Source organism: Streptomyces sp. OZ13, from assembly GCF_052068155.1.
In the GTDB taxonomy this organism is placed as follows: domain Bacteria; phylum Actinomycetota; class Actinomycetes; order Streptomycetales; family Streptomycetaceae; genus Streptomyces.
In genome coordinates this window covers 47,729-61,292 of record NZ_JBQHCZ010000020.1, presented here as the reverse complement: position 1 = coordinate 61,292, position 13,564 = coordinate 47,729, and the positions used below count along the sequence as shown (strand labels likewise).

Here is a 13,564-nt window from a genome sequence, read left to right as displayed (position 1 = left end):
CCGGCCCTACAGGCGTCATTTTGCGGGCGGCCCGTTCGGCGCTCAGGCGCCCGCGGAGGACTGTTCCTCCGCAGCCGCCCGGAACAGCCGGCGCAGCCGCACCACGCCCAGGTCGTGCTGGTACAGGTTCTCCTGCTGGTCAGCGTCGGCCGGCATCGCCTCGAGCATCACCCGGTCCTGCTCCAGCACCTCCCAGTGGCGCTTCTCGATCAGCGTCCTGTAGAGGAAGCGCCAGGTGTCGCGCTGCCAGCCCTCGACCCGGCGGTAGCGCCAGAAGAAGACCCCGGTGCGTCCGGCGTCGACCGGGCAGGCCATGCCGACGATGCCGAACGGTCCGCCCGGGCCGGCGGACGGGGGGTACGGGATGGACAGGTCCACCCAGTCCACACCGGTCCGGCACAGCTCCACCCAGTCGAAGTTGACGCCCCGCTGATCGGTCTTCTCGAAGAAGTAGCCGCGGTCGGTCTCCCGGATGCGGAATTTGGCCGTGGTGTCGCCGTCGGACATCGTGTGCGACTCGTGGTGCAGGAACGCCCCGTGCATCGGGTCGAGCAGGTTCTCCATGGCGTACCGCCACGGCACGTTCCATTCCGCGTAGCACAGGAACGCGTCCGTGCCCGGATCGGTCAGCGGCTCGGGCAGCACCAGTTCCGGCGGCTCCGGGTGCTCCTCGTCGCCGAAGTAGGCGAGGATCGCGCCCGCGGCCTCACGGACCGGCAGCGACGTGACGAGCTTCTTGCCCTCCAGGTTGCATCCCGGCAGGCCCGGCACGGAGGAGACCGTGCCGTCCGTCTCGACCTCGACGCCGTGGTACCAGCAGGCGACCCGGTCCCCGAGGTGCTTGCCGAGCGACAGCGGCGCGCCGCGGTGCGGGCAGCGGTCGGCCAGCATCGACAGGGCGCCGTCGGAGCGGCGGAACAGCAGCCACTGCTCACCGAGGGCGGTCACCTTGCGCATCGCGCCCGGGGCGACGAAGTGCGAGGGGACGACGGCGTGCCACTGGTTGCGCAGCCCGTTGGCGTAGATGTGGTCCGCGGTGGCGGACGTCGACAGCGTCATGGTCAGGCTCCCAGTCGGTTCATCTCGGCGCGGAAGGTCTTCTCGGTCCACGGCGTGCCGTCGGCGGCGTGGACCTTGCGCGCGTTGAGGCCGCGGACCACGTCGGCCAGTTCGTGTCCCTCCTCGGTGAAGATCTCCTCGAGGGTGGCGGCGAGTCGGTACTCGTACGGTGTCGGCTCGTGGGTACGGGACTGGTGGACGTCCAGGTACGGCCAGGCGCCGGTGGCGGTGTCGGTCACGGTGTCTCCTGAAAGTGCGGGGGAAAGAGGGGCCACGGGGTCACAGATCGAGGACGAGCCGGCCGGAGGCACACCGCGAGACGCAGATCATCATCGTGGCGCCGGAGGCGTGCTCGGCCTCACTGAGCAGGAAGTCGCGGTGCTCGGGGGTGCCGTCGAGCACCCGCGTCTCGCACGTACCGCAGATGCCGTCCCGGCAGGAACTGTTCACGCTCAGGCCGGCCGCCTCGGCGGCGTCGAGGATCGAGGCGTCCGCGCCGACGCTGAGGGTCACCCCGGAGGCGCGGCACTCGACCTCGAACGCCGCGTCGTCGCCGTCGCGTTCCACGACTGGAGCGGCGAACCGCTCCAGCCGCAGCCGGCCTTCCGGGCACCGGCCCTCCACGGCGGCGAGCAGCGGTTCGGGGCCGCACGAGTAGACCAGGGTGCCCTCGCCGAGGTCCGCGAGCGCCGCGTCCAGGTCGATGTGGCCCTGCTCGTCCTGCGGCACCAGCGTCACATCGCCGCCCAACGCGGCGAGTTCGGCGGTGAACGCCATCGAGGCGCGGCTCCGCCCGCCGTACACCATCCGCCACGCCGCACCCCGGCGGCCCGCGTCCCGGGCCATCGCCAGCAGCGGTGTGATCCCGATGCCGCCGGCGACGAAGACGTAGCCCTCGGCGTCCTCCAGGGCGAAGTGGTTGCGCGGCTCGGACACGGTCACCGTCTGACCGGGACGCAGCGTGGTGTGCACATACCGCGAACCACCGCGCGACGACGGCTCGTTGAGGACGCCGACGCGGTAGACGTCCGGTGCGTGCGGGTCACCGCACAGGCTGTACTGGCGGACCTGGCCGCCGACGTGGACGTCGAGATGCGCGCCGGGCGTCCAGGCCGGCAGGGGTTTGCCGTCGGGGTGGGCGAGTTCGACGGACAGCACGCCCTCGGCCTCCCATGTCATACGTCGGACGATCAGCTGCAGCGTGTTCTCGCTCATGGCCTGGTGCCTCCTTACCGGCAGTGGGCAGTACGGGCGGGATTCGAGGGTCCGGAACTACCGGCCCGGGATCCTCACGGGCGGGGTGAACGGGTTCTTCATCGGGCCGAGCGCCTCGAGATCGACCTCGACCAGCGTCGGCCCGTCGGAGGCGACCGCCTCGGAGATCACCGGTGCGGCGTGCTCCTCGGCCGAGATCCGCAGGTACGGCAGGGAGCAGGCGCGGGCCAGCAGCTCGAAGTCGGGCGCCTTGAGGTCCACGCCGGAGCGCCGCTCGCCGTAGCGGTCCTGCATGTTGCGCAGCACGCCGTAGCCGCCGTCGTTGAACACGATCAGCGTCAGACGCGGCCGTTCCTGGGCGAGGGTGAGGAGCTCGCCGAGGTGGACGGCGAGACCGCCGTCACCGGCGATCACCACGGTCGGCGCGCCGGGCCGGGCGAGCGCCGCGCCGATCCCCATGCCGAGGCCCTGCCCGATGCCGCCGCCGCGCGGGAAGACGTTGTCCCTCGGGTCGTACATCTCCAGGAGCCGGTTGCCCCAGCTGCTGGACGGGATGGTGACGTCACGGGCGACGACCGCGTCCCGGGGCAGCGCGGCACGGATCGCGTCGCAGATCGCGGCCTGCGGGCCGATGCCGTCGTGCAGCGCCGCCCGCACCTCGGTACGTACGGCCCCCACCCGCTCCACCCAGCCGGCCTCCGCCTGCCTGGCGTGCGGCAGCAGGGCGCCGAGGACCACGGCCGCGTCGCCGTGCAGGCCGTGCGTCGCCGGGTGGACGCGGCCGAGCGCGGCCGCGTCGGCGTCGATCTGGATGTGGGCCGCGGGCAGCCCGAGCGTGTAGTCGGCTGTCTCGTTGGAGCGGAAGTGCGTACCGACGGTGAGCAGGACGTCCGCGTCCGCGAGCAGCGCGCGGGCGGCGGGGGTGGTGGCGAAGTTGCCGACGACCTGCCCGTGGTCCTCCGGGACCGCCCCGCGGCCGGAGTTGGAGGTGAGCAGGCCCGCCCCGGTGGCCTCCAGCAGCCGTACGAGCTCGCCGCGGGCACCGGTGGCTCCGCCGCCGGCCCAGATCAGCGGGCGGCGTGCGGAGGCCAGCAGCGCGCCGGCGACGGCGACTTCGCCGTCCCCGGGGCTGGGGAGGGCCGGTGCGGGGAGCTCGGCGGGAGCGTCGGACTGGGCCGCGTACTGGAGGTCGATCGGCCACTCGACGCTCGCCGGACCACCCGGCACGGCGAGCGCCGCGCGCGCCGCCTCGCGCAGGATCCGGCCGGCCTGCGCGGTGTCGGGCACGCTCGCCGCGTACGACGACACGGCGCGCAGCATGCCCAGCTGGTCCTTGGTCTCGTGGATGAACCCCCGGCCGCTGCCGAGGTATTCGCTCTCGACCTGGCCGGTGACGTGCAGCACGGAGCTGCCAGCGCTGAGGGACTCGATCAGCGAACCGGCCGCGTTGCCCGCGCCGGTGCCGGTCGAGGTCAGTGCGCAGCCGATGCCGCCGCGGGCACGCCCGTAGGCGTCGGCGGCGTTCACGGCAGAGGCTTCGTGCCGCACGGGCACGAATCGCAGATCGCGGTCGACGGCCTCGACCAGCGGCAGGTTGTGCACGCTGACGATGCCGAAGACGGTGTCGATGCCGAGTTCACGCAGGACGGCGACGAGGAGATCGCCTCCGGTGTCGTGACGCATGGTGTCTCCTCAGAGGATGGAGCGGCCGACTCCGCCGCAGACGTCGATGGAGGTGCCGGTGATGTAGGAGGCACGGGGGGAGAGCAGGGCGACGACCGCGTACGCGACCTCTTCCGCCCGGCCGAGGCGGCCCAGCGCGATCCCGCGGTCGGCGGCGAGTTCGGCCTGCCAGTCCTCGTAGCTCGTGCCGGAGCCGGCCGCCGCGTGCCTGCGGGTCCACTGGCCGGTGTCGACGAGGCCCAGGCAGACCGAGTTGACCCGGATGCCGTCGGGGGCGAGCTCCGACGACAGGGACTTGGAGAGGTTGAGGATGCCGGCGCGGGCGGCGCTGGTGGTGATCAGCCGGGGCTCCGGCTGCTTGGCGAGGACCGCGTTGATGTTGACGATGCTCGCCGCGTCGGAGGCGGCGAGATACGGGCGCGCGGCGTGCAGGGGGTTGAGCACCCCGGCGAACTTCAGCTCCAGCTCGTCGCGCCAGTCGTCGGCGGTGGACTCGTCGAGGCTCTTCATCCGGGACTGGCCGGCATTGTTGACCAGCCCGTCGATGCCGCCGAAATGCCCGGCGGCGCGCAGCACGAAGTCCCGCACCGCTGCGGCGTCCCGTACGTCGCACACCCCGGTCAGCAGCCGGTCGGGTGCGGCGCCGAGGCGGGCGGCCGCCTTGTCCAGCCGACCGGCGTCGCGGCCACACGTGGCGACGCGGGCGCCCTCGTCGAGCAGGGCGCGGACCGTGGCCAGGCCGACGCCCGAGCTGCCGCCGGTGACCACGATCGTGCGGTCGGCGAGGCCCAGATCCATAACTCGGTTCTCCTGGTTCAGTTCATGGTGAAGCCGCCGTTGACGGCGATCACCTGTCCGGTCAGATAGCGGGACTCCTCGCCGAGCAGGTACGAGACGATCCCCGTGAGGTCGTCCGGCTGCTGCGGCCGGGAGACGGCCCGGTTGGCGCGGTAGAGGTCGTGCCGCTCGGCGGGCACGCTCTCCGTCGCCTCGCACTCGGTCAGACCCGGGGCGACGGCGTTCACCGTGATGCCCTTGTCGCCGAGCTCCCTGGCCATGGCGCGGGTGAGCGCGATGACGGCGCCCTTGGAGGCGATGTAGTGGGACAGCCGCGGCGAGCCGTACAAGGCGGCGTCCGAGGCGATGTTGACGATCCGGCCCGGGGCGGTGAGCTGCGGGTACAGGGCCTTCGACACCAGCCAGGGGCCGCGCGCGTTGACCGTCATCAGGCGGTCCCACACCTCGACGTCGATGTCCCAGAACTCCTTGCCGCCCACGCCGTTGGCCAGTGCCGCGTTGTTGACCAGGCCGTACAGCGGACCGAACTCCCGCACGGCGCCGGCCAGTGCGGCGACCGACGCCGGGTCGGCCACGTCGCAATGCACGAAGTGGGCGTCGAGGCCCCGTGCGAGCAGTTCCGCGGCGGCCTTCTCGCCCGTCTCCCGGTCCAGCTCGGCGAGGACGACCCGGAAACCGTCCTCGCCGGCCCGGCGGGCCATGGCCAGTCCCAGGCCACGGCCCGCCCCGGTGACGACGACGGTGCGCACACCGGTGAGGGGCGTGTCAGTCACGGGTGACGCCGTGCATCGGCGAGTACTCGGGGTAGGTCGGCACCTGCGGCTTCTGCGTGCCGATGACGACGCAGAACAAGGCGTCGGTGTCGCCCTCGTTCTTCAGGGAACGGGTCACACCGGCCGGCACGACGATCATGTCGCGGTAGCCGAGCGTGCGGTACTCGACCTCGTCGGGGCCGCGGTGGATCCCCACGCGGACCTGCCCTTCGAGGACGAAGAAGGCCTCCTCGACGTCGTGGTGGGTGTGGGCCGGGCCCTCGGCGCCGGGCGGCAGCAGCATGTTGGAGAAGGTGAAGCCGCCGGAGGGCAGGATGCGGCTGTCGTTCTCGTGGTTGCCGGTGGCGCCGGAGCCGACGTAGCGGATCTGGCCGCGGCGGTACTGCGGGCCGGCCTTCTCCTGGAAGGAGAGGGTGCCGAAGTCCGCCACACGGGAGTCCTTGGTGGCGATGAGGGAGTCGGTGTACGAGGCGAGGTCGCCGCCGTTGTCGTACTCGGTGGTGGTCAGAGGCATGGTGACTGCTCCTTGTGGACGGGGCGTTGACGGGACGGGATCACTCAGGGATGCGCGCGGTGATCCTCAGGTGGGAGAGCACCCAGGCGTCGAAGCGGCCCGGCTGCTCCTGGTTGGCCAGGTGACCGGCGTCCTTGACGATCACGTAGGCGGACCTGTGGACGGCTCCGGCGAGCACCTGGCTCGCCTCGATGCCGGTGACCGTGTCCTTGTCGCCGCACAGGACGAGCAAGGGCGCAATGATCGAGGGCAGTTCGGCGCGCAGATCGGCCGATGCCATGGACTCGGCGGCGTACGCGTAACCCGGCAGCCGCACCGACGCGGCCATCGTGTCGACCACACGCCGGACCAGGTCCGCCGGCGCGCCCGGCGACACCAGCCGCGGGCCGCGCGCCTCGGCGAAGGCCCGCGGGCCGGTCTCGGCCAGCTCGGCGGCCCGCGCCCGCATGCCCTCCGCCTTCGCCGCGTCCGTGCCCGAACCGGGACCGGAGTCGGCGACGATCAGTGAGTCGACGAGGCCGGGGTGGCGGGTGGCGAGCCGCAGCGCGATCACACCGCCCCAGGAGACGCCGAGGACATGGGCGCTCGTGCCGCGTTCGCGGATGACGGCGGCCGCCGCGTCCGCGTAGTCGTCGAGTGTGAGCTGGCCCTCGGGGTCGGGGGACCTGCCGTACCCGGGTGCGTCCCAGGCCACGACCCGGACGTACGGGGACAGTCCGGCGAGCTGCGGGGCGAAGGCGGCGGACGACGAGCCGATGCCGTGGAGGCACAGCAGCAGCGGCCCCTGGTCGCCGGCCTCCTCCACATGGACGCCGGCCACGTGCGCGCCGGCCACAGGCGGGTCGGCCCCGTGGACGCCGGCCACATGGATGCCGCTCCCGTGTGCGCCCGACCCGGGGAAGCCGTCCGTCCGGACGTCCCCAGCCACGCCGACATCGATGCCGGTGCGGGCGCTCACAGGATCTGCCCCGTCCGGCCGGTGATCGCCGCCAGGGAGCGCAGCACCGCGTACGGGACGATCCGACTGGTCGCCGGGTTGCGGGGGTCGGGCAGATGCGTGACCTCGAAGCGGTACGCCCCCAGGGCGCCGGACGCCTCGACCACATGCCGGGTGCGGTGCGCCGCCGGGTCGGCGACGACCTGGACCCGCACAGTGTCCAGGTCGCCGACGGCCAGCGCGACCGAGGCGGCCACGTTCGTCGACTTGGGGAACTTCACGGGCACGTCCCGCGCGGTGCCGGACATGACCACGACCGGTCCCGTCGCGGTCCGCATACGGGACAGCAACTCGTCGTCCATCCAAGGCTGTTCGAGGGTGCCGGGCAGCTTGGTGGTGGTCAGGCGGACATCTTCCAGCGGGCCCAGCGAGCGGGCGGCCTGGAGCAGGTCGAGGCCGCCGACCGCGCCGCCCGTGAAGTACACCCGTCCGGGTCCGGCGGCGAGCAGCCGCTTCGCGAGCTCCTCGTCGGTCAGCGCACCCGTCGAGGCGATCAGCAGGTCAGTCCCGGAGGCCAGCACCCGCTCGCCCCACTCGCGGACGACGCCCTGCCCTGCGGCCTCCACGATCAGGTCGCAGTGCTCGATGGCCTCCTCGAAGGAGACCTGCGCGGCGGGCGCCGCCTCGCCGAGCGGGCGGTTGTCGACGATACGGACGAGCTCGGCGGAGCCCACCCGGCCCTCGGCGAGAGCGGCGCCGACGACCCGGCCGATCGCGCCCCAGCCGACGATGCCCACCTTGCGCACGGTGCTCATGCGGCGTTCTCCTCTGCGTGGTCGGTGCGGCCGGTGTGGTCGTCCGCGTGGTCCTTGCTCCGCGTCGCGGCGTCGACGGGCGCGGCGAGCGGTCCCGGGTCCGGCGTGCCCGCCATGTGGCAGCGGATCTCCTTCGAGGGCGGCCCGGCAGTGCCCCACAGGTCCGACAGTTCGGGGACCCGTCGCCACACGCGGGCGATCCAGGCGTCCTCGACGATCTGGGCGACCTCCGACGTGTACTCGCAGACCAGGCCGGACGGGTCGGTGAAGTAGGAGAAGGTGTTGTTGCCGGGGCCGTGCCGGCCGGGTCCCCACTTCGGTGTGATGCCGTGGTGGCGCAGCCGTCCGAGGCCCCGCATGAAGTGGTCCACCGAGGGCATCTCGTAGGCCACGTGGTTGAGGGAGGTCCACTCGGCCCGGTTGAAGGCGATGCAGTGGTGGTCGGCGTTGCAGCGCAGGAACGCCATCTGGTGCTCGGACCAGTCGGAGACCCGCAGCCCCAGCACGTCGCAGTAGAAGGCCACGGCTGCGTCGATGTCGGTGGTGTTGAGAACGGCGTGCGTGACGCCGACGGGGACGGCGGCGTCACGCACGCCGGGAGCGACGGCCTCGACATGGGCGCTGATCTCGATCAGCCGCTGCTCGGGGTCGGTGAACCGCAGCCCGTAGCCGCCGCCGGCCTGCTCGAGCGGGCCGGGGCCGAAGACGGGAACGATCCCGTGTGCGGAGAGCCGGCGGGCGGCCTCGTCGACCTCGGCGGGCGTGCCGACGGCGAACGCGAGCCGGCCGAGGCCCACCCGGTCCCGCTCCGTGAGGTGCAGGACGTGGTGTTCGTCGCCGGTGCCGCGGAGCCAGCGGGCGCCGGTGTCGGACTCGACGCTCGTCAGACCCCAGACCTCCTCGTAGAAGCCGGCGGCCTCGGCGAAGGCGGGTGTGTGCAGTTCGACGTAGCGCAGTGAGCGGAGCCGGGCGATCGGACCGGGCGGTGGACGGTGCATGAGTCTCTCCAGACGGGCAGGCGTGCCGGGTCAGTTGGCCCAGGGGAGCGGGGCGGCGGAGGTGCCCCAGTACAGGGACTTCTGGCGCTGGTAGGCGCGGATCGCGTCGCGGCCCTTCTCCGTCCCGAGGCCGCTGTCCTTCCATCCGCTGAACGGGGTGGAGGCGCTGAACTGCTTGTACGTGTTGATCCAGACGGTGCCCGCCTCGATACGGCGGGCCAGGCGCCATGCGGCGCGGGCGTCGCGGGTCCAGATGCCGCACGCGAGTCCGTAGACGGAGTCGTTGGCCTGGCGGACGAGGTCGTCCTCGTCGTCGTACGGCAGGGCGACGAGGACCGGACCGAAGATCTCCTCCTGGCAGGTGCGGGAGGTGTTGGGCAGGCCGTCGAGGACGGTCGGCAGGTAGTACGCGCCGTCGCGGTACCGCTCGCCCTCGGGGGCCGAGCCGCCGCACAGCACGCGGGCGCCTTCCGAGCGGGCGAGGTCGACGTAGGCGGCGACCGCGTCGCGGTGGCGGTGGTGGACGAGCGGGCCGACCTGCGTGGCGGGGTCCGTTCCGGGGCCGACGCGCAGCGCGCGGACGCGTTCCACCAGTTCGCCGACGAAGGAGTCGTAGATCTCGCGGGCGACGAACAGCCGGGAACCGGCGATGCACGACTGGCCGCTGGACGAGAAGATCCCGAACAGCACGCCGGCGAGGGCCTGTTCGACGTCTGCGTCGGCGCGCACGATCGTCGGGGACTTGCCGCCGAGTTCCAGCGAGGCGGGGATCAGTTTGTCCGCCGCGACGGCGGCGATCGACCTGCCGGTGGCGGTTCCCCCGGTGAAGCCGATACGGGCGACGAGCGGATGGCGCGCAATGGCGTCGCCGACCACCCGGCCGCTGCCCGGCAGCACCGACAGCAGTGCCGTGGGCAGCCGGAACTCCTCCAGCGCCCGGGTGATCAGCCGGCCGAGCGCGAGCGAGACCAGCGGGGTCCAGGCGGCGGGCTTGAGGAGCACCGCGTTCCCGGCGGCCAGCGCGGGGGCGAGCTTCTGGGCGTCGCTGGCGACGGGGGAGTTCCACGGGTTGATCGCGCCGACGACGCCGATCGGTTCGTGGACGCTCATCGTGACGTAGGGGCCGCGGGAGGGCGTGAGGGTGTCCTCGGCCGTCTCGAGCGCGGCGGCCAGGTAGCGGAAGGTGCCGGCCGCGCTGAGCGCGAGGGCGCGGGTCTCGGCGAGGGTCTTGCCGGTGTCCGAGGTCTGCAGCGCGGACAACTCGTCCGTGTTCTGCTCGATGAGGTCACCGATGCGGTGCAGCAGCCGGGCCCTCTCGTGCGGGAGCAGGTCGCGCCAGGCCGGTTCCGCCGCCGCGCGGGCGGCGGCCTCGGCCGCTTCCCGGACCTCCTCGGCGGAGGGGGAACTCACGGTGGCGAGGACGCGGCCGGTCGCCGGGTCGACGGTGTCGAGCGGCTCACCCGCACCGCGCCGCCATTGGCCGGCGATCAGGATGTCGGTGGGGACGGTGGGCACGGCGGGACCTCCGGACGAGGCGGCGGGAAGGGGGACTTCGGGCGGACGGGCACCGGACGCGGCCGGGGCCGGCCGGGTTCTGCGTCGTTCCTGAAGTGCTAGAAATCTAAGCGCTTAAGTTTCTCGGCGCAAGGGCCCGAGGTGAAATCGTTGCCCGCCATGGCTTGAGCTTGATCTTGTCGGCGCAGAGGATGAGGGCGAGCGTGTGGCTTCCAGGTTTCTAAGCTCTTAACCATTGACCGCTTAGATATAGGAACCTACTGTCTCCGCAACTCCTCTGGTTCGCGGAAGGACCCACCAATGACGACTGTGGCCGGCAAGCCAGCCCTTGGCTCCATAGCCGCGAGACTCGAACGACTGCCGCATTCGCGTTGGCACGTCAAGGTCCGGTTCCTGATCGGCGCCGTCACCTTCTTCGAGGCGTTCGACCAGCTGTTGGCCGCCTCGGCCCTGCCCGTCCTGATGAAGGAATGGAACCTCACCACAGGCCAGGCCACCTTCGCCGTGACCGCCGCCTCCATCGGCATGCTCATCGGCGCCATCGGCGCCGGGTGGATGGGCGACCGGGTCGGCCGCGTGCGCACGGTGGCCCTCGGGGTCGGCGTCACCGGCCTCGCCAGCCTCGCCGTCGCCTTCTCCGACAGCATCGAGACGTTCTCGCTGTTCCGGTTCGTGCAGGGGCTCGGCATCGGCGGTGTGGTGCCCGTGGCGGCCACGTACATCAATGAGATCGCCCGCTCCGACAAGCGGGGCCGCTTCGTCCTGCTGTACGAGATGATCTTTCCCGCCGGTCTCGCCGCGGCCACCCTGGTCGCCGTCTGGGTGGTGCCCAACCTCGGGTGGCGCGCCATGTTCCTCATCGGCGCCCTGCCTGTACTCATCGCCGCCGCGCTGCCCCGCCATGTCGAGGAATCCCCGCGCTGGCTGCTGGCCCGCGGTCGCACGGAGGAGGCCGAGGCCGCCATCGCCCGCATCGAGGCGCAGGTCTCCCGCGCCACCGCGGAACCGCTGCCGCTGCCCGCCGCGGACGTCACGGAGGACACCGGCCGCGGCCGGCTCGGCGACATCTTCAAGGGCCGTTACCTGCGCCGCACGGCGGTCCTGTCCGGCCTGTGGTTCGTGGCGTACTACGTCAACCACGGCATCTCCACCTGGCTGCCGTCTCTCTACACCCAGCACTTCGGCCTCGATCTGACCACCGCGCTGGTCTACACGCTGCTCAGCAACGTCACAGGACTGCTCGGCACCTTCGTGGTCGCCATGGTCATCGACCGGATGGGCCGCAGGGCGGCGCTCGTGGCAGCGCTCGGCGGCAGCGTGCTGTCCCTCGGTGTGCTCGCACTGGCCGGCGCCACGTCGGGCGGTCAGGTCGCCCTCTTCGCCTCCTGCACGACCTTCTTCCTGTACGCGATCAACGCGGGGCTCTACCTGTACTCGCCGGAGCTGTACCCGACCTCCAACCGGGCCAAGGGCGCGGCGTTCGGCGGGCTGTGGAACCGCCTCGGCGTCATCATCGGCCCGGTCACCGTCGGCGCGATCATCGGCGCGGGCGGAAGCCTGTCCCTCGTCTTCGCGCAGCTCGCGGTCGTGGCCGCGGTGGGCGCCGTGATCGCCTGGTTCGCGGTCGAGACCAAGGGCCGGACGTTGGAGGAGCTCAACTCCTGACACGCGGCGGGTCCGGTGCGGGCCGGGGCCCCGGGGCGGTGATCACCGCCCCGGGGCCCCGGCCCGCAGTCCGGTTCTCCTCGCAGGCGCTGGTGGTGCCGCCGCCGTGCGTCGGCCGCCCCCGGGGGGAACGTCCCGGGGCGGGTGGCACGGTCGGTGAGGTGCCGGCTCAGCCGAGCGGGTCGGTGGTGTCGCGCAGGGTGGCCAGAGCCGGGCCGTACATGCGGGCCTTGATGGTGCCCAGGGTGTCGCCGGCCTTGTTCACGTGCGCCTGGGCGATCTCGATCGCGGCGGAGCGCACGGCGTCCTCGGTGACCGCCTGGTCGACGATGCCGGTGGCCGCGGCGTCGGCGCCGCCGTAGCGGCGGGCGGTGAGCATGGCCTCGTGCGCGGTCTGCGGCGCCAGCCGGGACTGGATGAGCGCCGCCATGCCGGGCGTGAAGGGGATGTTGATGTCCGCTTCGGGCAGGCACCAGTAGCCGCGGTCGGCGCGCATCACGCGGAAGTCGTGGGCCAGGGAGAACATCGCGCCGGCGGCGAAGGTGTGCCCCTGCAGCGCGGCCACCGTGACGACCGGCAGCGACAGCATCCGCGCGAACAGCTCGTGGACGGAGACGACGTAGTCCTGGTGCTGGTCGGCGTGGGCGAACAGCCACTCCAGGTCGAGCCCGTTGGAGTAGAACTTGCCGGTGGCGGCGGTGACCAGGGCGCGGGGCCCTTCCGCCTTCTCCACCTCGTCGAGCGCGGCACCGACGGTGGTGATCCAGTCGGGGTGGAAACGGTTCTCTCCGTCCCCGAGGTCGAGGACGAAGACCTTGTCCTGACGGTCGAGCGAGGGCATGGCGACTCCTTCGGGTTGAGCTGACGTGGGCAAAGGACTGCGAGCTACGGCCGGGGCCCGGATTCGGCAGCCGGGCGGTCACGCAGGGCGTGGAGGAGCAGGTCGTGGATCTCGGCGGCGGCCGCCTCGATCGGGGCGGTGCTCTGCTCGGCCCGGCACATGATCACCGCGCCTTCGACCGCGGCGATGATGAAGGCGCCGAGCCGGCGGCTGCGTTCCTCGGCCAGGCCGTGCCGCAGGAAGAGCGCCGCGAGGGCCTCCTGCCAGCGGGCGAACACGGCGGCCGCGGAGCGGGCAAGCTGCGGCGCGTCGTCGTTGGTCTCGACAGCGACCGCCACGATCGGACAGCCGGCCCGAAAGCCGCTCTCGACCAGCCGGTCACGCCACAGCAGGAAGAACGCGTCGACGGCCTCCGCCGGATCGTCCGCCTGCATGGCGGCATCGATCAGACCGGCGATGAAGTCCCCCGCCAGCGCCACCGCCTCGTCGATGAGTTGCGCCCGCCCGCCGGGGAAGTGGTGGTACACCGAGCCCCGAGGGGCACCGCTGTGCGCGAGCACCCGGTCCACGCTGGTCGCGCTCGCCCCGTACTCACGCAGCAGCGCGGCGGCACTGAGGATCATCCGCTCACGGCTGTCACTCTTGCGCGGACTCACCCGCCCACCACCTTCCTCACGGTAAGGCGACCCGCCAGGCGGGCTACCTGTCGGTAACTTATGGGGTATGCCATAGAACATGCAAGAGGGTTGCA

Annotated in this window: 14 protein-coding genes; 1 reads left to right on the top strand and 13 read right to left on the bottom strand. The window is 72.2% G+C overall.

Annotation, left to right across the window (positions count from 1 at the left end):
- Positions 1 to 42: 42 nt before the first annotated feature.
- The 11 genes from ACTMTU_RS31860 to ACTMTU_RS31810 all read right to left on the bottom strand — a co-directional run bounded on the left by ACTMTU_RS31860 (position 43) and on the right by ACTMTU_RS31810 (position 10,307).
- On the bottom strand, positions 43 to 1,059 hold the full coding sequence (locus tag ACTMTU_RS31860; RefSeq protein WP_441266898.1) for a Rieske 2Fe-2S domain-containing protein: 1,017 nt from the start codon (positions 1,057 to 1,059) through the stop codon (positions 43 to 45).
- A gap of 2 nt (positions 1,060 to 1,061) precedes the next feature.
- Positions 1,062 to 1,298, bottom strand: coding sequence for a recombinase-like helix-turn-helix domain-containing protein (locus tag ACTMTU_RS31855; RefSeq protein WP_441266897.1), 237 nt, complete (start codon positions 1,296 to 1,298; stop codon positions 1,062 to 1,064).
- Between the two features lie 40 nt (positions 1,299 to 1,338).
- Entirely contained in the window at positions 1,339 to 2,274 is a 936-nt protein-coding gene (locus tag ACTMTU_RS31850) for a PDR/VanB family oxidoreductase (RefSeq protein ID WP_441266896.1), read from the bottom strand.
- A 57-nt stretch (positions 2,275 to 2,331) separates the two neighbouring features.
- A complete protein-coding gene (locus ACTMTU_RS31845) occupies positions 2,332 to 3,957 on the bottom strand; it encodes a thiamine pyrophosphate-binding protein (RefSeq protein ID WP_441266895.1) in 1,626 nt (541 codons plus the stop codon).
- Positions 3,958 to 3,966: 9 nt separating this feature from the next.
- A complete protein-coding gene (locus tag ACTMTU_RS31840; protein ID WP_441266894.1) occupies positions 3,967 to 4,755 on the bottom strand; it encodes an SDR family oxidoreductase in 789 nt (262 codons plus the stop codon).
- Between the two features lie 17 nt (positions 4,756 to 4,772).
- Positions 4,773 to 5,528 carry an SDR family oxidoreductase gene (locus ACTMTU_RS31835; RefSeq protein ID WP_441266893.1) on the bottom strand — a complete coding sequence of 252 codons (756 nt, stop codon included), beginning with the start codon at positions 5,526 to 5,528 and terminating at the stop codon, positions 4,773 to 4,775.
- Positions 5,521 to 6,042: a cupin domain-containing protein gene (locus ACTMTU_RS31830; protein WP_441266892.1), complete on the bottom strand. Its 522-nt coding sequence runs from the start codon at positions 6,040 to 6,042 to the stop codon at positions 5,521 to 5,523. The genes ACTMTU_RS31835 and ACTMTU_RS31830 overlap by 8 nt, the downstream gene beginning before the upstream one ends.
- 40 nt (positions 6,043 to 6,082) lie before the next feature.
- Positions 6,083 to 6,862: an alpha/beta fold hydrolase gene (locus tag ACTMTU_RS31825; RefSeq protein ID WP_441266971.1), complete on the bottom strand. Its 780-nt coding sequence runs from the start codon at positions 6,860 to 6,862 to the stop codon at positions 6,083 to 6,085.
- A 134-nt stretch (positions 6,863 to 6,996) separates the two neighbouring features.
- Positions 6,997 to 7,794, bottom strand: coding sequence for an aspartate dehydrogenase domain-containing protein (locus tag ACTMTU_RS31820; protein WP_441266891.1), 798 nt, complete (start codon positions 7,792 to 7,794; stop codon positions 6,997 to 6,999).
- Positions 7,791 to 8,792, bottom strand: coding sequence for a VOC family protein (locus tag ACTMTU_RS31815; protein ID WP_441266890.1), 1,002 nt, complete (start codon positions 8,790 to 8,792; stop codon positions 7,791 to 7,793). Before ACTMTU_RS31815 ends, ACTMTU_RS31820 begins: the two co-directional genes overlap by 4 nt.
- 30 nt (positions 8,793 to 8,822) lie before the next feature.
- A complete protein-coding gene (locus ACTMTU_RS31810; protein ID WP_441266889.1) occupies positions 8,823 to 10,307 on the bottom strand; it encodes an aldehyde dehydrogenase family protein in 1,485 nt (494 codons plus the stop codon).
- A gap of 300 nt (positions 10,308 to 10,607) precedes the next feature.
- On the opposite strand from ACTMTU_RS31810, the gene ACTMTU_RS31805 reads away from it, so the two are divergent.
- On the top strand, positions 10,608 to 11,972 hold the full coding sequence (locus tag ACTMTU_RS31805; protein WP_441266888.1) for an MFS transporter: 1,365 nt from the start codon (positions 10,608 to 10,610) through the stop codon (positions 11,970 to 11,972).
- Positions 11,973 to 12,141: 169 nt separating this feature from the next.
- Here ACTMTU_RS31805 and ACTMTU_RS31800 read toward each other — a convergent pair whose 3' ends face one another.
- Entirely contained in the window at positions 12,142 to 12,813 is a 672-nt protein-coding gene (locus tag ACTMTU_RS31800; protein WP_441266887.1) for an enoyl-CoA hydratase-related protein, read from the bottom strand.
- A gap of 44 nt (positions 12,814 to 12,857) precedes the next feature.
- On the bottom strand, positions 12,858 to 13,469 hold the full coding sequence (locus ACTMTU_RS31795; RefSeq protein WP_441266886.1) for a TetR/AcrR family transcriptional regulator: 612 nt from the start codon (positions 13,467 to 13,469) through the stop codon (positions 12,858 to 12,860).
- Positions 13,470 to 13,564: the final 95 nt, after the last annotated feature.